This is a genomic window from Gramella sp. Hel_I_59, from assembly GCF_006714895.1.
Taxonomy (GTDB): domain Bacteria; phylum Bacteroidota; class Bacteroidia; order Flavobacteriales; family Flavobacteriaceae; genus Christiangramia.
Genome location: NZ_VFME01000001.1, coordinates 3,012,613 through 3,034,835, shown reverse-complemented (window position 1 = coordinate 3,034,835; position 22,223 = coordinate 3,012,613). Strand labels below are relative to the sequence as shown.

Annotated in this window: 18 protein-coding genes; all 18 read left to right on the top strand. The window is 40.6% G+C overall.

What is annotated here, in order from left to right:
- The first annotated feature begins 159 nt into the window (after positions 1–159).
- The 18 genes from JM79_RS14085 (at position 160) to JM79_RS14000 (ending at position 22,222) form a co-directional block, all read left to right on the top strand.
- Positions 160–2,454 (top strand): NADP-dependent malic enzyme, encoded by a 2,295-nt coding sequence (locus tag JM79_RS14085; protein ID WP_141878762.1) that lies wholly within the window; start codon positions 160–162, stop codon positions 2,452–2,454.
- Between the two features lie 84 nt (positions 2,455–2,538).
- On the top strand, positions 2,539–3,120 hold the full coding sequence (gene ruvA, locus JM79_RS14080) for a Holliday junction branch migration protein RuvA (RefSeq protein WP_141878761.1): 582 nt from the start codon (positions 2,539–2,541) through the stop codon (positions 3,118–3,120).
- 62 nt (positions 3,121–3,182) lie between these two features.
- Complete coding sequence (gene sprA, locus JM79_RS14075) at positions 3,183–10,280, top strand: cell surface protein SprA (protein ID WP_141879250.1); 7,098 nt, start codon at positions 3,183–3,185, stop codon at positions 10,278–10,280.
- A gap of 61 nt (positions 10,281–10,341) precedes the next feature.
- Positions 10,342–10,722, top strand: coding sequence for a glycine cleavage system protein GcvH (gene gcvH, locus JM79_RS14070; protein ID WP_141878760.1), 381 nt, complete (start codon positions 10,342–10,344; stop codon positions 10,720–10,722).
- Positions 10,715–11,113 (top strand): VanZ family protein, encoded by a 399-nt coding sequence (locus tag JM79_RS14065; protein WP_260443446.1) that lies wholly within the window; start codon positions 10,715–10,717, stop codon positions 11,111–11,113. Before gcvH ends, JM79_RS14065 begins: the two co-directional genes overlap by 8 nt.
- Before the next feature lie 25 nt (positions 11,114–11,138).
- A complete protein-coding gene (locus JM79_RS14060) occupies positions 11,139–11,855 on the top strand; it encodes an energy transducer TonB (protein WP_141878759.1) in 717 nt (238 codons plus the stop codon).
- Between the two features lie 111 nt (positions 11,856–11,966).
- Complete coding sequence (locus tag JM79_RS14055; protein ID WP_141878758.1) at positions 11,967–12,689, top strand: energy transducer TonB; 723 nt, start codon at positions 11,967–11,969, stop codon at positions 12,687–12,689.
- A gap of 106 nt (positions 12,690–12,795) precedes the next feature.
- Positions 12,796–14,916: a gliding motility protein RemB gene (locus JM79_RS14050; protein WP_141878757.1), complete on the top strand. Its 2,121-nt coding sequence runs from the start codon at positions 12,796–12,798 to the stop codon at positions 14,914–14,916.
- A gap of 88 nt (positions 14,917–15,004) precedes the next feature.
- Positions 15,005–15,907, top strand: coding sequence for a heme o synthase (cyoE, locus tag JM79_RS14045; RefSeq protein WP_141878756.1), 903 nt, complete (start codon positions 15,005–15,007; stop codon positions 15,905–15,907).
- Positions 15,898–16,479, top strand: coding sequence for a cytochrome c oxidase subunit 3 (locus JM79_RS14040; protein ID WP_141878755.1), 582 nt, complete (start codon positions 15,898–15,900; stop codon positions 16,477–16,479). Before cyoE ends, JM79_RS14040 begins: the two co-directional genes overlap by 10 nt.
- A gap of 45 nt (positions 16,480–16,524) precedes the next feature.
- Positions 16,525–17,505 (top strand): cytochrome c oxidase subunit 3, encoded by a 981-nt coding sequence (locus JM79_RS14035; RefSeq protein ID WP_141878754.1) that lies wholly within the window; start codon positions 16,525–16,527, stop codon positions 17,503–17,505.
- Positions 17,506–17,522: 17 nt separating this feature from the next.
- On the top strand, positions 17,523–17,882 hold the full coding sequence (locus JM79_RS14030; protein WP_141878753.1) for a cytochrome C oxidase subunit IV family protein: 360 nt from the start codon (positions 17,523–17,525) through the stop codon (positions 17,880–17,882).
- An 82-nt stretch (positions 17,883–17,964) separates the two neighbouring features.
- Complete coding sequence (locus tag JM79_RS14025) at positions 17,965–18,609, top strand: hypothetical protein (protein ID WP_141878752.1); 645 nt, start codon at positions 17,965–17,967, stop codon at positions 18,607–18,609.
- On the top strand, positions 18,609–19,343 hold the full coding sequence (locus JM79_RS14020) for an SCO family protein (RefSeq protein WP_141878751.1): 735 nt from the start codon (positions 18,609–18,611) through the stop codon (positions 19,341–19,343). Before JM79_RS14025 ends, JM79_RS14020 begins: the two co-directional genes overlap by 1 nt.
- Complete coding sequence (locus JM79_RS14015; RefSeq protein ID WP_141878750.1) at positions 19,340–19,879, top strand: DUF420 domain-containing protein; 540 nt, start codon at positions 19,340–19,342, stop codon at positions 19,877–19,879. The genes JM79_RS14020 and JM79_RS14015 overlap by 4 nt, the downstream gene beginning before the upstream one ends.
- 44 nt (positions 19,880–19,923) lie before the next feature.
- Positions 19,924–20,160: a hypothetical protein gene (locus tag JM79_RS14010; RefSeq protein ID WP_141878749.1), complete on the top strand. Its 237-nt coding sequence runs from the start codon at positions 19,924–19,926 to the stop codon at positions 20,158–20,160.
- Positions 20,161–20,283: 123 nt separating this feature from the next.
- Positions 20,284–20,985 (top strand): ABC transporter ATP-binding protein, encoded by a 702-nt coding sequence (locus tag JM79_RS14005; RefSeq protein WP_141878748.1) that lies wholly within the window; start codon positions 20,284–20,286, stop codon positions 20,983–20,985.
- Entirely contained in the window at positions 20,978–22,222 is a 1,245-nt protein-coding gene (locus tag JM79_RS14000) for an ABC transporter permease (protein WP_141878747.1), read from the top strand. Before JM79_RS14005 ends, JM79_RS14000 begins: the two co-directional genes overlap by 8 nt.
- Position 22,223: the final 1 nt, after the last annotated feature.

The following is a 22,223-nucleotide window of genomic DNA, read 5'->3' as shown; positions in this document are numbered from 1 at the left end:
CACAAGGAAAAGTGCTAAAAACAGACTTTTGATCATGAAAATAATTTAGGCCTCCAAAGTATAAATTATCTTAGAGATACGTTTGAAGCTTTTGTTCTTTTTATTTCTCTAAGGACAGCAGCCTTATTAACTTTGCTAATTAGCCGAAAACTTAAAATTATGAGTAACACTTCCAGAAAAAGAAGAGAGGCATTGGTTTACCACGCTAAACCTAAGCCCGGGAAAATTGAAGTTGTACCAACTAAGAAATATGCCACCCAAAGAGACCTGTCTCTGGCTTATTCTCCAGGTGTAGCTGAACCATGTCTAGAGATTGAAAAGGATAGGGAGAATGTTTACAAGTATACCACCAAAGGAAACCTGGTAGCAGTTATTTCCAATGGTACTGCCGTTCTGGGTCTTGGCGATATTGGTCCCGAAGCATCCAAGCCGGTGATGGAAGGAAAAGGTCTTCTCTTTAAGATCTTTGCAGATATTGATGTTTTCGATATTGAAGTAGACACTAAAGACGTAGATAAGTTCATAGAAACGGTTAAGAATATTGCGCCAACTTTCGGCGGAATCAACCTGGAAGATATCAAAGCTCCTGAAGCATTTGAAATTGAACAACGCTTAAAAGCAGAACTGGATATTCCGGTGATGCATGATGATCAGCATGGAACTGCGATCATTTCAGCAGCAGCATTGCTGAATGCCTTGGAACTGGCTAAGAAAAAGATCAGCAAAGTAAAGATCGTCATCAGTGGTGCAGGAGCTGCTGCTGTTTCCTGTACCAAGCTTTACAAAGCTTTTGGTGCTAAAGCTGAAAATATCGTGATGCTTGATAGTAAAGGTGTCATTAGAAAAGACAGAACAAATCTTTCTGAAGAAAAAGCGGAATTCGCTACTGCCCGTAAGATCGACACCTTGGGTGAAGCCATGAAGGATGCCGATGTTTTCGTGGGTCTTTCTATCGCAAATATCGTAAGTCCGGCAATGCTTAAGAGCATGGCAAAAAGACCTATCGTTTTTGCAATGGCCAATCCTAATCCAGAGATCGATTACAACCTGGCGATGGATACCAGGAAAGATATCATCATGGCGACAGGTAGAAGTGATCACCCAAACCAGGTGAACAATGTTCTTGGTTTCCCGTTTATCTTCCGTGGTGCACTGGATGTACGAGCTACGAAGATCAATGAAGAAATGAAAAAAGCTGCAGTAAAGGCATTGGCAGAATTAGCTAAAGAAGCAGTGCCAGAGCAGGTAAATATTGCATACGGTGAAACGAGGTTAAATTTTGGACCTGATTATATTATTCCGAAGCCTTTCGACCCGAGATTGATCGCCAAAGTTCCGCCTGCAGTTGCCAAAGCTGCGATGGAAAGTGGGGTCGCCCGGGAAGGGATCGATGACTGGCAACGTTACGAGGAAGAGTTGCTGGAACGTATGGGTAATGAGAACAAGATCACCCGTTTGTTACAAAACCGCGCTAAAACAAACCCTAAACGAATCGTTTTTGCTGAAGCAGACCATCTTGATGTTCTTAAAGCTGCACAGATCATTAATGATGAAGGAATTGGGTTCCCAATCCTGCTTGGACGAAGTGAAGTGATCAAGGAATTAATGGCTGAGATCGATTTTCAGGAAGAGGATGTGGTTATCATAGATCCAAAATCTGATGATGAAGAGGAAAACAGAAAAAAATACGCCTACAAATATTGGGAAACCAGGCATAGAAGTGGCGTAACTAAATACGATGCCGAAAAACTACTAAGAGAACGTAACTATTTTGCCGCGATGATGGTCAATGAAGGAGATGCAGATGCATTACTTTCAGGTTATTCCAGAGCTTACCCAACGGTGGTAAAACCTATGCTGGAACTTATTGGGTTAGCAGATGGCGTTTCCAGAGTAGCAGCTACCAATGTGATGAATACCTCCAGAGGTCCATTATTTATTAGTGACACTTCTATTAATATAGATCCTTCAGCTAAAGATCTTGCCAAGATCGCGCAAATGACGGCTCGTACGGTTCAGTTATTTGGTATGGAACCTGTGATCGCGATGGTGTCTTACGCTAACTTCGGATCTTCTAAACATCCAAGAGCGACCAAGGTAAAAGAAGCAGTTTCTTACCTGCACAGGTTTCATCCGGAACTAAGTGTTGATGGAGAACTGCAGGCAGATTTCGCTTTAAATCGCGAGATGCTTCAGAATAAATTCCCGTTTTCAAAACTTGCCGGTAAGAAGGTGAATACACTGATCTATCCAGATCTGGATTCAGCTAACAGCACCTATAAGCTTATCAAAGAACTTAACAATGTAGACTCTATAGGCCCGATCATGATGGGAATGAGGAAACCTGTTCATATTCTTCAGCTTGGTGCAAGTGTAGAGGAAATGGTGAACATGGCTGCAGTAGCGGTTATAGATGCACAGGAGAAAGAAAAGAAGGCTAAGAAAAAAGCTTAATATCTTACATAAAGTAAAGGCGGGAAGATGATTCCCGCCTTTGCTTTATTTTACTACATTTGAACCTCAACACAACTTTCTTTCATGATTCATCACCTCAAGGGTCAGTTAATAGAAAAAAATCCCACCTATGTGGTTATTGAATGCAACGGAATAGGATATACCGTAAATATTTCCCTGCATACATTTTCACTAATTCCTGAATCTGAAGCGATCAGTCTTTATACTTATCTTCAGGTAAAGGAGGATTCACACACCTTGTACGGTTTTATTGAAAAATCTGAAAGAGAGATCTTTAAACTTCTTATTTCCGTTTCTGGCGTAGGCACGAGCACGGCTCGCGTAATGCTTTCTTCCTTGCAACCAAAGGAGGTGATCAATGCGATTGCGACCGGTGATGTTCCTACCATCCAGAGTGTGAAAGGTATCGGCGCCAAAACAGCTCAAAGAGTCATTCTTGATCTCAAGGACAAAGTGCTTAAGGTGATGGGCGATGATGAAGTTTTAATGACTCCAAACAATACAAATAAGGAAGAAGCGTTATCTGCTTTAGAGATCTTGGGTTACAATAGACGCCAGGCTGGCAAGGTTGTAGAAAAGATTCTGAAGGATGATCCTGAATCCACCGTAGAATCTATTATAAAAATGGCTCTTAAAAAGCTGTAACTAAATTGAAGAACAATTACCTGAAATTGTCTTTACCGGTACGCCTGACTTTCCTGTTATTTATGGTGTTTTCCATAGACGCCATTTCCCAGGAGACTCCTCAGGACACCATCCAGGCGGGCTTTGCTCTAGGTGAGCTTCAGCTCCCAGATCCACAATCTATAGAATCCAGATACGAATATGATCCTATCCTCAACCGTTACTTTTACAGGGAACGCGTAGGACAGATCAATATAGGTCTGCCTTTAGTTCTTACTCCGCAGGAATATGAAGACCTCGTGCTGGAAGAGGAAATGCGTAATTATTTTAAGCTGAAAAATGATGCGCTTTCAGGTAGAAAGGAAGGAACCGAAGATATTCAGCGTGATCTTTTGCCAGATTTCTATGTCAATAATAATTTATTTGAAAGCATTTTTGGTGGCTCTGAAATCAATATCGTTCCACAGGGATCGGTAGAAATAGATCTTGGACTTCTCTATACCAAACAGGATAACCCGGCATTTTCTCCAAGGAACAGAAGCAACTTATCTTTTGATTTTGACCAGCGGATTAGTCTTTCCATGCTTGGGCAAATTGGAGAGCGTCTTCAGGTTACGGCGAATTACGATACCGAGTCAACCTTCGATTTTCAAAATCAGCTGAAACTGGAGTATACGCCAAACGAGGATGATATCGTACAGAAAATTGAAGTGGGTAATGTAAATATGCCTTTGAATAATGCACTTATTCAGGGTGCGCAAAGTCTTTTTGGTTTTAAAACCGAACTTCAGTTTGGGAAAACAAGGATCACCGGAGTATTTTCAGAACAAAAGTCGGAGCGACGTACGGTTAATGTGGAAGGTGGAGCAACCGTAGAGGAATTTGCCAAATTTGCCCTTGATTATGATGCCGACCGGCACTTTTTCCTGGCACACTACTTCCGCGATACTTATGACGAAGCGCTAAGAAACTATCCGTTTATCAATACCAATATTCAGATCAAGAGGATTCAGGTTTGGGTCACGAATAGAACCAACAATATTCAGAATATTCAGGATACGCGAAATATCGTAGCGATCCAGGATCTTGGGGAATCCAATGTTCCGGGAAATATTGGACTGGATACTCCGCCGGGCGGATTTTTCAATCAACCAGCAGGAGCTTTTCCAGACAACCTTGTAAATGATTTTAATCCCTTCGGAATAAATGGCAATGGGGAATCTATACTGAATCAGGCTATCAGGGATATTGCTACGGTAGACCAGGGATTTGGGACAATAACAGTTTCCGAAGGAACCGACTATGCAAAACTGGAAAATGCGCGACAACTAAAACCTTCAGAATATACCGTTAACACCCAGCTTGGATATATAAGTTTGAATCAACGTTTAAGCAATGATGAGGTGCTTGGGGTTGCATTTCAGTATACAATCAATGGAGAGGTTTTCCAGGTTGGTGAATTTGCGAATGATGGAGTGAATGCTACAAACGATCCCGGAACTGAAGAGCCAACAACCGGAACCAATTCCAGGGCTAGTCAGAATCTTGTGGTTAAGCTGCTTAAAAGTACGATCACCAATGTTCAGGAACCTATCTGGGACCTGATGATGAAGAACATCTATAGTCTTAATGCGTACCAGCTGGAACGTGAAGATTTTAGAATGAATATTCTGTACACAGATCCTCAACCATTAAACTATATCAAACCTGTTGAAGGAACCACGTTGCCTGCAGATGTGAATGAAACTCCATTATTGCGCGTTTTCAGGCTGGATGAATTGAATACCAATAATGACCCAATCAATGACGGGGATGGATTTTTTGATTATGTACAGCAAATTACCATCGATCCTCAAAATGGTAATATCATCTTTACTACGGTAGAACCATTTGGGGAACACCTTTTCCGAAAACTGGATGAGAATCCAAATGCCGGTAGTGAAGATTATAATATCCCGGAAACCTGGAATCCAAACCAGGAAAAGTATGTTTTTCGCGCTATGTATCGTACTACAAAAACACAGGCAGAGCAGGAAGAGGCAGATAAGAACAAATTCCAGTTAAAGGGTAGATATAAGTCGGCTGAGGTTGAAGGAATTCCAATTGGATTCAATTTGCCGCCGGGATCGGTTACTGTAACCGCGGGAGGGAGAATTCTTCAGGAAGGAGTGGACTACGTGGTGAATTACGAGCTGGGAAGAGTGCAGATCCTTGATGAGGGCTTACTTGCTTCCAATATTCCAATCCAGGTAAATACTGAAAACAATGCATTATTCGGTCAGCAAACTAAACGATTTACCGGGCTCAACGTAGAACATCAGTTCAATGAAAATTTTCTAATTGGGGGTACTTTTATCAATCTTAAAGAACGCCCATTAACTCAAAAAGCGAATTACAGCTACGAGCCAATTAACAATACAATTCTTGGTTTAAACCTGAATTACAGTACAGAAGTTCCATTTTTAACCAGGCTGGTGAATAAACTTCCAAATATCGATACAGATGTTATGTCCAACGTATCTGTACGTGGAGAATTTGCTTATTTGCTACCGGGATCGCCCAATTCTAATGATTTTGATGGGGAGGCTACTACGTATATAGATGATTTTGAAGCTGCACAAACGGCAATTGATATCAACAATCCTTTAGCATGGGAATTGTCCAGTGTTCCGGTTGGGTTTGGTGGTGAACTTGCGAACGGAGACCTAAGTGTTGGTTATAGAAGAGCAAAAATGAGCTGGTATACCATAGATCCTATTTTCTATAGCAATAACCGTCCAGATGGGATCAGCGATTCAGATATTTCTAGTTATGCGACCAGACGGGTTGCGCTAAATGAGATCTTTCCAAATACAGATGTAGTTCAGGGTCAGCCGCAAGTGGTTTATACGATGGATGTGAATTATGATCCTTCAGTTCGTGGGCCTTATAATTATAATCCTGCAGCAGCTGGTGGGAATACGCTGCCTGTACCTGGGAATAATTTCGCCGGAATCACCCGTCCTATCAATACGACCAATTTCGAACAAACGAATGTGGAGTATATCCAGTTCTGGGTGATGGATCCTTATATCTATGCTGAAAATGCTAATAAAAGCGACGGACTCATAAACTTTAACCTTGGTAATATTTCTGAAGATGTACTGAAGGATGGACGAAAGCAATATGAAAATGGCCTTCCCGAAGGTGAAGGAGAAGCGAATGTAATCACCTCTGCATTTGGAAATACTCCGGCAGATAATTCACTGGTGTATGCATTTGATTCTGAAGGGGACGGAAGGACGCTGCAGGATGCAGGTTTTGACGGATTGCTTGATGCTGAAGAAGCCTTAAAATTCCCGGATTTTGGAAACCTCGCCGATCCTTCCGCAGATAATTACGAGTATTTCCTGAATAGGGATGGCAGTGTTTTAGATCGATACCTCGATTATAATGGAACTGAAGGCAACTCGCCAACAGATGTTTCCGATACCAATCGCGGGAATACCACATTGCCTACTACTGAAGATATTAACCGGGATAATACGATGAACACCATCAATAGTTATTTCGAATATAAGATTCCTTTTTTCCGGGGGATGAATATCGATAACAACCAGTATATCACCGATGTCAAGGAATTAACGACCACACTTCGAAATGGTCAGGATCTGCCGGTGCGTTGGGTACAGTTTAAAGTGCCAATTTTTGAACCTACCAATGCTATTGGAGGAATCGCAGATTTCAGATCCATTCGTTTTATAAGAATGTTCCTTAGTGACTTTCAGGACGAGACCATTCTTAGATTTGGAACTATGGATCTTGTTCGCGGAGACTACAGGAGATATAACCAGAGTTTATTCGAGGATTCAGGGCAATTGGAAAACCCAAATACTTCCTTTGAAGTAAATGCTGTGAATATTGAAGAAAATGAGAACAGGCAGCCTATTCCTTATCGATTGCCACCGGGTGTTGAAAGAGAGCAGCTGTATCAAAATAATACCAGCTTGCGTCAAAACGAACAATCACTTTCTTTGAGTGTTTGTGATCTGGAACCTCAGGATGCCCGGGCGGTTTATAAGAATTTCCAGATCGATATGCGACAGTATAAGAATCTTGAAATGTTCCTACATGCTGAATCTGTCATTAACCGCCAACCGCTTAAGGATGGGCAGTTGGTTGCATTTGTTAGAATGGGAACAGATTTTAGTGATAACTTCTACCAGGTGGAAATACCCTTATCACCAACACTTTTTGGCGCTTCTACTGCGGAAGAGATCTGGCCTGAAGTAAACAGAATGAACCTGGAACTGGATTTGTTACAGCAGGTAAAAACTTCAGTACTGGGAGATCCAACTTTGAATTCAACCGACTTGAATTTCTTTACTGAAGATCTTCAGGAAGTAGATGCTGAAGCGCCTTATGATATGGGCAGACTGCGTATTGGAGTAAAAGGTAATCCAAGTTTCGGAAACATCAGGCTTCTCATGGTTGGAGTAAAGAATGGAACCAGGGAAGACGGGGTAACCGATCTTTGCGGAGAAGTATGGTTTAATGAATTACGACTTTCAGACCTTAAGAATGAAGGTGGCTGGGCCGGAGTGGTAAGCATGGATAGTAATCTTGCAGATTTTGCCAATATTTCAGCCACAGGACGACGAAGCACGGTAGGATTCGGAGCTTTAGGACAGGGACCTAATCAGCGAAGCAGGGAAGATCTTCAGCAATATGATGTAGTTACGAATCTTAATATGGGGCAGTTGCTTCCGCAGAAATGGGGAGTGAAAATACCTGTAAATTATAGCAGGGGAGAGGAATTGATCACACCAAAATATGATCAGGAATTTCTGGATGTGGAATTGGATACACGGCTCGATAATATTGAGGACCCGGCACAGAGGGATGCCGTAGAGAAGCAGTCACAATCCTATACCAAAAGACAGAGCATAAACGTAATTGGGCTTAGAAAAGAGCGTACCGGGGAACGAACGCCGATGCCTTATGATATCGAGAATTTTGCTTTTGCAACTTCCTATAATCAGGTGGACCATCGGGATTTTGAGATCGAGGAAAGTATCGATCAAAGTGTTAGAGTAGGTGGAACCTATGAATTTAGTTTTCCGCAGAAAAGCCTGGAGCCTTTAAAGAACCTGGCAGTTCTGGACAGTAGTGATTATTTCGCCATTTTCAGAGATTTTAATATTAATTACCTGCCAACAAACATCAATGCGAGTTCTAATATCTTCCGGCAGTATAACCAGCAAAAGTTCCGTTCTCTGGATTTAAGTGATAGTGATATAGGAATACCAACCCTGTATCAACGTAACTTCCTGTTCGACTGGCAGTATGGGATCAATTATAATTTGACCAGGTCTTTGAGTTTTGCGTTTAACGCCAGCAATAACAGGATCATAAGAAATTATATAGATGATGAAGGTTTTGCTGATGATTCTATAGGAGTATGGGATGACTTTTTCAATATTGGAGAACCAAATCAGCATTTCCAGACACTTCAGGTCAATTATGACCTGCCTTTTGAAAAGATACCAGTCTTAAAGTTTGTGAACGCCACCTATTCTTATACCGGAGACTTCCAGTGGCAGCGAGGGTCTCAGCGTTTTCAGCAATTAGAAGATATTCCGGCGATTGGAAACAGCGTTCAGAATTCCAATACACATCAGATAAATGCCAGTCTAAATCTTCAGGATCTTTACAATTATGTTGGTTTGGTTCAGAAGAAGAATAACAGTGCCGGGAAAAGTATTCAGGAACGGAGCAGGGGAATTCCAACACTTGGTCCACCTTCCGAAGAAGATGAAGAAGTAGAGGAAAAACCTAAGCCAAAAACCAATAAAGGAAATAATACACTTATCGGGATCGCTACAGGATTAAAAACTTTCCAGGTCAATTATCGTAATAGCCGCGGGATATTTCTTCCGGGTTATACAGAGAGTGTCGGCTTTATGGGAACTTTCAGGCCAACCGCTGGATTTACTTTTGGCTTTCAGGAGGATATCAGGCAAATGGCGGCAGAACGAGGATGGCTTACCTTATTCCAGAATTTCAATCAGCAGTTCTCCGCAGTGAAAAATGAGCAACTGGATTACCAGGCAGGTTTTGGTTTTATACCAGATCTTACCATTGAACTTACCGGGAGAAAGAACGAAGCCGAGAATTATTCTGAAAATTACCGTGTAGATCCTGTGAGTATGGATTATCAATCGCTTACTCCTTACACCTACGGGAACTTCAATATTTCAACATTATTGATCGCGACAAGTTTCCAGCAGTCTAATGAAGCCAGTTCTGAAGCATTTCAGAATTTCAGGGCGAACAGAATTGAGGTTGCCAGAAGAATCGCCAATGAGCGTGGTTTGGATCCTACAGATGTGGATGAAGAAGGTTATCCAAGAGGTATAGGAAAAACGAATCAGGCAGTATTGTTGCCAGCATTTATTGCGGCTTATTCTGGAAAAGATGCAGGAAGTGTGCAATTGGGAGCTTTTAGAAATGTGCCTATTCCAAACTGGAATCTTAAGTATACAGGATTAATGCGTTTCGAGTGGTTCCGGGATAAGTTCCGAAGATTTTCCATAAACCATGGATATCGCGCAGATTATACATTGAATCAGTACCAGACAAACCTGGATTATGATCCTGCAGATCCTGAAGCATTGAACCAGGCAGGTGATTTTAAGAATCCTGTTCTTTTCTCAAATCTGGTGTTGACAGAATTATTTACTCCGCTTGCGCTTATCGATTTTGAAACCAAGAACAGCATACAGATCATGGCGAAGATGGAGAAAGATCGCTCGCTCGCTTTCAGTTTTGATAATAACCTGCTTACAGAATACAGCGGAAATGAATATACCCTTGGACTAGGATACAGATTGAGAGATCTAAAGATCGCAACGGCACTTGGAGGAAGAAGAAGAGTGCTTAGCAGTGATCTTAATTTCAGAACCGATGTTAGTTACCGTAAGAACCGAACGATTGTAAGGTATCTGGATCTTGCCAACAATCAGACGATCTCAGGACAGGACATCTGGTCCATTAATTTCAAGGCAGATTATGCGTTTACCAGAAACTTAACGGCGAGGTTCTATTATGATCATACATTCTCAGAATATGCAGTTTCAACGGCATTTCCACAAACAACCATTCGATCTGGTTTTACCCTGATCTATAATTTCGGAAATTAACGAAGCCATATTTGAACAATTCAGCGAAAAAATTAACTTTGCCACAAGATAAAACTAGCACATGAATATTCCACAAGAATTAAAGTACACAAAAGACCACGAGTGGGTTAAAATTGAAGGAGACACTGCGACTATCGGAGTTACAGATTTTGCCCAGGGTGAGCTTGGGGATATCGTATATGTTGAGGTAGAAACTTTGGATGAAACTCTTGAAAAAGAAGAGGTTTTTGGAACGGTAGAAGCTGTAAAGACCGTTTCAGATCTTTACATGCCAGTTTCAGGAGAGATCATTGAATTTAATGATAGTCTTGAAGATGAGCCGGAAAAAGTAAATAATGATCCTTACGGTGATGGATGGATGATCAAGATAAAACTATCAGACGCTTCTGAAGTTGAAGGTCTTCTTTCTGCCGAAGAATATCAGGAAGTAGTAGGTGCATAAATTAGTTTTAATTTTAGCGCTTCTTTATACAGGTGCCATCACGTACTTTTCTTTGATCGTGATGAACTTCAAAGTAAGTGTAGGTGGTTTCGATCCTACAGACAAAATGCTCCATGCCGGAGCATATTTGTTTTTATGTGTTTTGTGGAAACTATTTTTTATTCTGAAAAGCACCGATTTTACGCGTTATCGCCCTAATCTCTACTGGGTGGCTATCGCATGTTTTCTATTTGGTATGTTAATTGAGGTTCTACAGGGAACTCTAACCAGTTACAGGACACCCGATTGGTGGGATGGCCTGGCAAATTCAACTGGTGTATTGCTTGCAGTCATCTTTTTCCTGGTAATGGCGCCCACCATAAAAAAGTTGAAAAGCAGGTATTCTTTGTAATTAACCTTTATTAACCTAGCTTTTTATGAAACCGAAAAAAAATCCGAAAGCCGATCTTCGTCGGAACTGGGTCCTGTTTCTTCAAATTGGACTTATTGTAACCTTATTCTTCACGCTACAGGCATTTCAATGGAAAACTTATGATCCTGCTCAGGCAGGCAAAGATGTGCTGAACCTGGATGATCTACCCCAGGAGGAAGTTCCTGTAACCGTTTATGATCAAACACCGCCACCTCCGCCGCCGCCAGTAGAGCCTCCGGAAATTAAAATTGCTCCAGACGATGCAGATGTAGAGGAAGATGAAATAGCTCCCACTGAGATCAATCTGGATGATATTGTGGAACCTGAAGATATTATTGACGCAGAGCCTGATGAAGTTGTTGAAACGGTCCCATTTAAATTTATTGAAGATGTTCCATTATTTCCAGGTTGTGAGGATCTGGACAATAATGCAGACAGGAAGAGCTGTATGAGTGAGAAAATTAGCAGGTTCGTTGGAAAAGAATTCGATACCAGACTCGGAGAGAAACTAGGGCTAACGGGAATGAACCTGGTGACCGTTTTGTTCGTAGTAAATACTCAGGGTGAAATCGAACAGGTGCAGGCACGAGCTCCTCATCCCAAGCTTGAAGAAGAGGCTAAACGGGTGATCTCGAAACTGCCTAGAATGAAACCTGGAAAGCAAAGAGGAAAGGCAGTGCCGGTCTCTTATGCCATCCCGATTCGGTTTAAAGTTCAATAGTCTTGAGCTTATACTGAAAATTAGCGGTAGATTAATTACTTATTCTATCAGATTAATTTAGTTTTTTAGAAAAAATCTTTATTTTAGCAACCCTTAACAACTAAACGCATTATGGAACCTAAGAAAAATCCAAAAGCTGATTTAAATAGAAACCGAACTCTTTATTTGCAGTTAGGTCTTATTCTTGTTTTGCTAATAACCTGGCGGGCAATAGAATGGAAGACATATGATCCTGAAGCTGTTGACATCGGTCAATTGAATATGGACGAACTTGATGAAGAGGATGTGCCAATTACGGAGATGTTGAACACACCTCCACCACCTCCACCTCCACCACCAGCACCGGAAGTTATCGAGGTTGTAGAAGATGAGGAAGAAGTAGAAGAGGATGAGATCCAGTCTACAGAGACCAACCTTGATGAGATCGTGGAAGTAGAAGAAGTTGTTGAGGCTGTTGAAGAAGAAGAGGTAGCAGATGTACCATTCGCGGTTATTGAAGATGTGCCGATCTTCCCGGGATGTGAAAATCTAAAAAACAATAACGAGCGTAAAGCTTGTATGAGTGAAAAGATCAGTAAGTATGTGAACAAGGAGTTCGATACAGATCTTGGTTCTGAGTTAGGACTTTCTGGTATTAACCGTGTGATCGTTCAGTTTAGAATTGACGAAAAAGGTAATATTGGTCAGGTTAGAGCTCGTGCTCCACACCCTAGACTTGAGAAAGAAGCTGCTAGAGTAATTAACAGTCTTCCTAAAATGAAGCCTGGTAAGCAGCGAGGAAAACCGGTAGGTGTTATGTACTCCCTTCCAATTGCTTTTAAAGTACAGGACTAAATATCCACTCAATATCATATAAATCCCGGCTCTGTCCGGGATTTTTTTATTTTGGGATACTTCTGTTTTATGTATATTACAGCACCAATTAACCTGCTACTTACCTATGAAGTACTGCCTGCTTCTTGTTTTTACATTTTTCTGTCTAAGTGTTCCAGCCCAGGATTCGAGTACAGTTTCTGAAATCTATCCGGAATTTGAAGAATGCTCCAATGTTACTTACGCAAATCAGGAAAGTTGTTTTAAAAATACCTTTTTGGCGAAGTTCAAAGATGAATTCAGACTACCGGAATCTTTAGTGCCGGAAGACTATACCGGTAAGATCACCATAGTTTTTGAAGTTGATGAAGATGGTCTTTTCCAGGTGATCTATCTGGATGCTGCCTACGAAGAACTGAAAACAGAAGTGAGAAGAGTATTTGCAGGTCTTCCGCAGTTAAAACCTGCTACTTACAACGGCAGAGCGATTCATATGCAGTTTAAGATGCCATTGCAATTACCGCTTGGTTCCAACTCAACCTTATATCCTGTCGAAGATATTTCCGAAGAAAAGAGCAACCAGTTAGTGATCCAGGAGAAAGAAGCCAAAGACTCCAATATTCTTGAAGAATATGAGAGAATTAAGTCTGATGATTTTACTCAGCCACGATATAGCAGTCAGATCAATATCCCGCTTTCTCATGAATATTATAGTCGGTTTGATGCTGAGATCAACCAGATAGGTCTCAATTCTCATTCGGCTTCAAAACCACTAATGTTTACAGAGGTCAACAAGTACTATGATTTTAAAGCTGAAAGACAGCAAATGCTGCAGGATCGAAGTACATATGCAGGACGAAAACTTTGGAATGAGCACCTGGTTAGGTTCCAGACAGACGATTATTGGTTCACGATAGATCCCGGATTTGACTTGCAAATAGGGAAGGATTTTGAACAGACAGAGCATGAATTTACCTATAACAATACCCGGGAATTTATTATCCAGGGAGGTTTAGGTAAAAAATTCAATTTTTATTCAGTCATCTACGAAAGTCAGGGAAGATTTGCCCAGTATTATAATGATTTTGCTGAATCTATTCGTCCTGCCGGAGGTGATCCAGCGATCGTACCAGGTAGAGGAATAGCTAAAACTTTTATGAATGATGGGTATGACTACCCGGTTGCAGAAGGTTATTTGTCCTTTACTCCTTCAGAATTTATAAATATCCAGTTTGGCCATGGGAATAATTTTATTGGTGATGGGTATCGCTCCCTTTTACTAAGCGACAATCCATCTCCTTATCCTTATTTGAAGCTGAATACCAAGTTCTGGAAGATAAAATATACAAATACGTGGATGTCACTTAGGGATGTTCGACCGGAAGTTACCAATAGCGGCTCCTTTAGAACAAAATATATCGCAAATCATTATTTGAGTCTGAATCTTACCAAACGTCTTAATCTGGGGTTCTTTGAGTCGGTTATGTGGGAGAATGATAACGATCGTGGTTTTGATTTAAATTATTTAAATCCTGTCATCTTTTACCGCGCGATAGAATTTGCTACCGGAGCCGATGGTGGAAATGCCATTATTGGGCTCACAGGAAAATACAAGATATCGAACCAGATGTATACGTATGGACAATGGTTGATTGACGAATTTTCTTCAACAGATGTTTTTGGAGGAGAAGGAAGCTGGAAGAATAAACTAGGTTTTCAAATTGGCTTAAAGTATTTCAACGCTTTTAAAGTAGACGATCTGTACTTGCAGGCTGAATATAACCAGGTGCGCCCTTACACTTATTCTCATAATTCAATCACGCTTAACTATGCACATAACAACCAATCCATGTCTCATTTATGGGGTGCGAATTTCAGAGAGTTTGTGGGGATCGCACGCTATAGAAAAGATCGGTATTACGGCAGCGCGAAACTGATTCTAGGAAAGCGCGGATTTGATTTTTCTGAAGATGGCGCCTATTACGGTCAGGATCTTTACAGGAGTGAAGAGGCCCGACCATTTGAAACCGGTGTAGAAATAGGGCAGGGGAATACTACGAACTCATTTTATTCTGAATTGGAAGCGGGTTACATTGTGAATCCAACTACGAACTTGAAACTGTTTGCAAGTTTCATCTACAGGGATTTTAATCCGCAGGTGAATACTGCTTTAAATTCTGAAATTTCCACGACCTGGATCAACTTTGGATTGCGCACAGATATTTTCAATTGGTATTTTGATTACTAGTCTTTTTCACCCCTGAAAATTAACACATTGCCAGCCTTGCCAAAACCTAATTAAGGAGTATCTTTGCACAAGTTAAAAAAAAGCTTTTTTGAGCAATACTCGCGTACATAATCCCAACGCTTCCATACTCTCAGATTTTAAGGAAATTACTAAGATGAGGCTGGCCATTAGTGTGGTTTTCTCCTCTGTGGCGGGTTATTTTTTAGGTGCCGATTCCATAGATTTTGTGACTGTTACTTTGCTTGCCATTGGTGGATATCTCATGGTGGGGGCAAGTAATGCTTATAACCAGATCATTGAAAGAAACCTGGACAGCCTTATGGACCGTACGAAAAACCGTCCGCTGCCGGCAGGAAGAATGTCTGTGACCACAGCATTCACGATCGCAAGTATTTTTACTGTTCTGGGATTGATTGTTTTATACGTAATCAATCCAAAAACCGCAATGTTCGGTGCTATTAGCATTTTCATGTATGTGAGTCTTTATACACCATTGAAAACGAAGACACCATTGGCAGTATTTGTTGGGGCATTTCCAGGAGCTATCCCATTTATGTTAGGTTGGGTGGCGGCATCAGGAAGCTTTAGTATAGAGCCAGGTACTTTGTTTATGATTCAGTTCTTCTGGCAGTTCCCGCATTTCTGGGCAATTGGTTGGTGGTTGTTTGATGATTATAAGAAAGGTGGATTCTTTATGCTTCCTACTGGAAAACGTGATCGTGGAACAGCAGTCCAGATCATATTATATACCTGCTGGACAATTATGGTTTCATTAATTCCGGTTTTCGGAGTTACCGGTAAATTGTATTTAACTCCGGTTTCCGGAGTCATAATTCTACTGCTGGGACTTGGAATGATGTATTACGCAATCAGGCTTTTTAAAGAGAAAACGGCTGAAGCGGCTAAAAAATTAATGTTTGCAAGTGTGTCTTATATCACCTTGCTGCAAATTGTATATGTACTCGATAAATTTATTAGACAATGGATTTAACACAGGGATCAGACGAAATGAAACAGGCCCGTGCAAAGAAGATGATGCTTTGGTTCGGGATCATAAGTATGGTAATGACCTTTGCAGGACTTACCAGCGCTTATGTTGTAAGTAAGAACAGACCAGACTGGCTAACCGACTTTGAACTTCCAGTTTCATTCCTTTGGAGTACACTGGTGATCGTAGGAAGTAGTATCACCCTCTGGTTATCGAAACAAGCGATAAAATCTGGTAATCGTAGGAATGCTTCGGCTTTCTTGATTGGAACGTTGATTCTGGCAATTCTATTCGTAGTTTTCCAGTTCTATAGCTTTTCAGAAATAGTGCAATCCGGTTATTATTTTACCGGTAGTGAGAGTACGATTACAACCTCCTTTATTTATGTATTAGTGCTGGCGCATTTAGCCCATCTGGCGATAGGCTTAGTAGTGCTTTTAGTGTTAATTTATAACCATTTTAAACAACGTTATAATGCAGGTCAAATGCTTGGATTTGAGCTTGGTGCAACTTTCTGGCACTTTGTTGATTTTCTGTGGATTTACCTGATTATCTTTTTATATTTCTTTAAATAATAAAATTGCGTATTTTTGCGCATCCTTTAACATTAAAACACTTCTATGGAGGCTACTGTTGTTAGAACAGGCACTGAAGGAAAAACCTGGGGTGGTGGTAATGATCCACTAAAAGCTAGTTATGGTAAGATGATGATGTGGTTCTTCATCCTATCTGATGCTTTAACATTTTCAGGGTTTCTTGCCGCTTATGGTTTTTCACGCTTTAAATTTATTGATTCCTGGCCAATTGCGGATGAGGTTTTCAATCACTTCCCGTTCTTGCATGGAGTAGACGCTCCAATGTATTACGTGGCGTTGATGACGTTCATTTTAATATTTTCTTCGGTAACTATGGTACTTGCTGTAGATGCAGGACATCATATGAAGAAAGCTAAGGTTACGCTATATATGTTTCTTACCATTATTGGTGGAATTATATTCGTGGGATCACAAGCCTGGGAGTGGAAGAATTTTATTAGCGGAGAATATGGAGCTGTAACTACTAAAGGTGGTAACATCCTTCAATTCGTAGATGGTGAAGGTCATCGTGTAGCATTATCTGAGATCGCAGTTCCAATTGAAGGCGATAGAGTAGAGCATGAAGCGAACACCGGGATCTGGTTTGATTCTGGAGCTGAGCTACCAACCTATTCACTTGATGAGATCAAAGCTGGTTTTGCAGCGAATGAAGATCTTCTAATTAGAACACAAACATTTACCGAAGATAACGAGAAAACCATCCTAAGTAGAGATGAGTCTCTGGCTAAGCTGGATACTGAAGCTGTTGGAACTGTAGAAGGTGCTAACCTTACTCAAAATGAGTATGGACCACCATTATTTGCAGACTTTTTCTTCTTTATCACTGGTTTTCACGGGTTTCACGTGCTTTCCGGGATCATTATCAATATCATCATCTTCTTTAACGTAGTCATTGGAACTTACGAGCGAAGAGGAAGTTATGAGATGGTTGAAAAAGTTGGTCTTTACTGGCACTTTGTAGACTTAGTTTGGGTATTTGTATTTACATTCTTTTACCTGGTTTAATTCTGAAATAAATTATTATGGCTCACGATACAACACATGAAGGATCTGCAACTAAAAGGATCTGGTTTGTTTTCGCAATACTTTCAGTAGTAACAATCGCAGAAGTAATTCTTGGAATTATTAAGCCTGCTTTCCTAACAGACACCATGTTCTTAGGAATGAGATTACTTAACTGGATCTTTATCATACTTACGATCTATAAAGCGTATTATATCGCCTGGTCTTTTATGCACCTTGAACATGAAACTAAAGGGCTTAGAAGAGCGATCGTATGGACGTCTATTTTCCTTATTTCTTACCTGATTTTTATCCTTCTTACTGAAGGTGGATATATCTACGAAGTATATAAGAGCGGGCATGTAGCCTGGGACTTCTAACAAAAGTTAAAAGCATTGGAAAAGGCGGTTTTATAAAACCGTCTTTTTATTTTTGTACCCGTCTGTAAAGCATCTCATTGCTATGAAGAAGTTTCTAGTTCTTGGTATTTTATTCGCCCTTCCAATCACCGCATATTTGTTCTTTGCTTCTGGCAAGAACAACTTCGCCAGGTTACCTGTTCTCACAGAAAATGTAACGGATATCTCCGGAATGGAAACCAATACCGATAGTGTGCTTAGTTTTGATGAGCATATCACAGTTGTCGCCTTCTTTGGATCAGATCTCGAAAAGATCAAAGGCAATACCTTCAATCTTGACAAAAAAATACTTGAAAAATATTACGACTTCGACGATTTTCAATTTGTATTAATCCTTCCTTCGGAAACTAAAGAAGATACCGGGAACTTTATTGAAGAATTTAAAAAGATCAGCGAATCTTCGAAATGGAAGATAGCTTATGCAACTTCCGAAGAGATAGAAACAGTTTTTGAAAGTTTTGCCAGTCCGCATAAACTCGATCAGGATCAATACACGCCATATGTTTACATCGTAGATAAAGATCGTAATCTTCGTGGCCGTGATGACGATGAAGATAACGGTGAACTTTATGGGTATGACTCACGTGATGTAGCAGAACTGAATAACAAAATGAACGATGACGTAAAAGTTATCCTTGCAGAGTATCGTCTGGCTTTAAAGCGTAACAATCGAAACGATAAGATCTAATGAAAAACTACTCATATATAGGAATTTCACTGATCATCCTGGTTTTCGGGATCATTTTTATCCCGAAGATCATAGATAGAATTAGTGATAATGAGATCGTTAAAGCAGATCGCCTGAATAAAACAACTGATAAAAAACGTACTAAGACCGATGTTCCTCTGGTTTACCTTGAAATTGATGGAGAGCGAAAAAAAGCACCTCAATTTAGTTTTGTAAATCAGGACGGCGATACGATCACCAATAAAAATTATGCTGGTAAAGTATATGTGGCAGAATTCTTCTTTACAACCTGTCCTACCATTTGCCCGATCATGAATAAAAATTTAGTCGAGATACAGGATGAGTTCAAAGATGCTTCCAATTTTGGGATCGCATCATTTTCCATAGATCCCGAGCATGATACTCCAGAGGTGCTCACTGAGTATGCCGATAAGTATGGAATTACAGATCCAGACTGGAACTTGCTCACTGGAGATCGCGAAAAGATCTACCAGGTGGCTAATAAAGGATTCGGTATTTATGCTGGTGAAGATGCATCTGAAGCTGGAGGATTTGCTCATCAGGGCTGGTTCGCTCTAGTAGATCAGGAAGGTTATATTAGGTCCAGAGAGGATAATTTTGGTAATCCGATTATCTATTACCGTGGTTCTGTAGAACGAAATAAGTCGGTCACTGGAGATCAGGAAGAACCGCAGATCGAAATATTAATTGAAGATATAAATAACTTACTTTGAAAACTTCCCTGAACACTTCAGATAAGATCGCCGTTCCTGTGATTATAGGACTCTCTATCGCCGTTCCTGCCATTGTTGTAGTTCTTATGTTATTACCAGAGCGTTACAACATCTTTGGCGCCGATTCGATGACATTTCCGCTCTTTCATGGTGTACTGAATTTCCTAACCGCAATTTTACTGGTTGTTGGATATTTCTTCATGAAGGCAGACAACTTTTTAGCACACAGGAATACTATGATCGCTGCATTTGGTCTTTCTGTAGTTTTCCTGGTGAGCTATGTGCTTTCAAAGATCAGTAACGAACCGGTGCCTTATGGAGGAGAAGGAATTTTGAGATATGTCTATTTCTTTATACTTGTTTCCCATATTATACTATCCGGAATCATAGTGCCGCTGGTTTTATTTACAATGTATAGAGGCTTGAGTGGAGAATACGACAAGCACTCGAAGATAGCAAGATGGACATTCCCAATCTGGTTATACGTAGCCGTTACCGGTGTACTGGTATTTTTATTTATGATGCCGTATTATTAAATCTCTTCGGAAATTTATAATTTGGTGAGATTAAGAGACTGAATATGAAGAAACTACTTATTATAAGCATTCTATTTGCAGCATTTCTTTTAATTCCTGAAACTGCTGAAGCTCAATGCTCCATGTGTCGGGCTGTGCTGGAAAGTGAAGGTGATCAAAGTACCGCAAAGGGAATTAACGATGGTATTCTATATCTCATGATATTTCCATATTTACTCATTGGTGGGATTGGTTACTTCATTTATCGCACCTGGAAAAGAAGAGAAAAAGAAGAAGCTTAGACTCTTTTGTAATGTAAACTTAAGTTTAAGAATTACACTTTCCCTAACATTATTGTAACATTTCATTTTTTTGATAGTCTTATTGAATAGAAGACAGGTTCTTCTGTTTAATAACCATCAATCATGATCAATATTACCAATCTTCACAAATCCTATAAAATGGGTGCGAATTCATTGCACGTGCTCAAAGGGATCAATTTCGAGGTTGCTGAAGGTGAACTCGTTTCCATTATGGGCTCTTCAGGTTCCGGAAAATCTACATTACTAAATATTCTGGGAATGCTGGATGAAGCCGATGAAGGCTCCTACATTCTCGATGGAGTTCCCATTAAAGGGCTTAGCGAGAAACAAGCAGCGAAGTATCGGAATAAATTTCTGGGTTTCATCTTCCAGTCTTTCAATTTGATAAGCTATAAATCTGCATTGGATAACGTAGCACTTCCGCTTTATTACCAGGGTTTGCCTCGCGGTGAACGTATGGACAAAGCGATGAGTTACCTGGAGAAGGTAGGCCTGGCTAAATGGGCTGGCCATTTACCTAATGAACTTTCAGGTGGACAGAAGCAACGTGTCGCCATTGCCAGGGCACTGGCGAGCGATCCAAAAGTCTTGCTGGCAGATGAGCCTACAGGTGCTTTAGATACAAAAACTTCCTATGAAGTGATGGATCTCATTCAGAAGATCAATGATGAAGGAAGAACTATACTGGTGGTAACTCATGAAAATGATATCGCCCAGATGACTAAAAGGATCGTAAATCTTAAGGACGGTTTGATCATTGAAGATACTTTGGTTTCACAAATAAGAGCTTCAGAAAATGTTTGATCTTGATCGTTGGGATGAGATCTTTGAAACCATCCGAAAAAATAAGTTACGCACGTTCTTAACTGGACTTTCGGTAGCATCAGGAATTTTTATCCTGGTGATCCTGCTTGGAATTGGTGAAGGAATGAGAAATGGAATTGCCCGCGAATTTGAGCAGGATGCTGCAAATTTAATGCTGGTTTATCCAGGAATGACTTCAAAAGAATATAAAGGACTGAACCCAGGAAGACGCATTCAGTTTAAAAATGAAGACTACGATCAGATTCTAAGACTTTACGGCGATAAACTTGATAAAAGCGCTTCGTTATATCAGCAATGGGGACAGGTGCTCACTTACGGGAAAGAATCTGGTTCCTACCAGGTCTACGGAAGTTTTCCCAGCTACCAGGTTCTGGAAAATAACACTCTTACTACAGGTCGATTTATCAATATACCAGACCTAGATAATTCAGAAAAGAATATGGTCATAGGTCAGCGAATCAAGCTCGATCTTTTTAAGGATGAAGATCCTATTGGTAAATACGTGCAGGTTTCCGGAGTGAACTTTAAAATTGTTGGAGTTTACACCGATCCCGGAGGAGAACGTGAAGAATCTCGCGCTATTGTGCCAATTACCACTGCTCAGAAAGCTTTTGGTGGTGGAAACGATATTGCCAGAATGTATCTCACGCTCAAACCTGAAGATGATTTTGACAAGTCGGTAGCTGCCTCCACACAATTTACTGCAGAACTGGACCAGTTCTTAAAGGAGCGTCATACCGTTGCACCAGATGATAATAGTGCCATCTACGTAAATAACTCACTGGAAAATGCGAAACGCTTTTTCACTCTAATGGATATGATCAAATTATTCTTCTGGGGTGTTGGTGTTTGTACCATTATCGCGGGAGTTGTTGGGGTGAGTAATATCATGCTTATAATCGTGAAAGAACGAACCCGTGAAATTGGCGTAAGGAAAGCATTAGGAGCTCAGCCACTTTCGATTATCGGAATGGTGCTTCATGAATCGATCTTTGTAACGGCCATTGCCGGTTTCCTCGGACTCATATTTAGTCTCGCACTCCTGGAATTTGTGGGCCCAATGATCGAAACCCAATATATTTATAACCCAACCGTTAATTTTACGGTAGCGATCAATACGGTGTTTATTCTTGTGATAGCAGGAGCACTGGCGGGATTCTTCCCGGCCTGGAGAGCAGCCAGGATCAAACCAATTGTAGCACTAAGAGACGAATAGT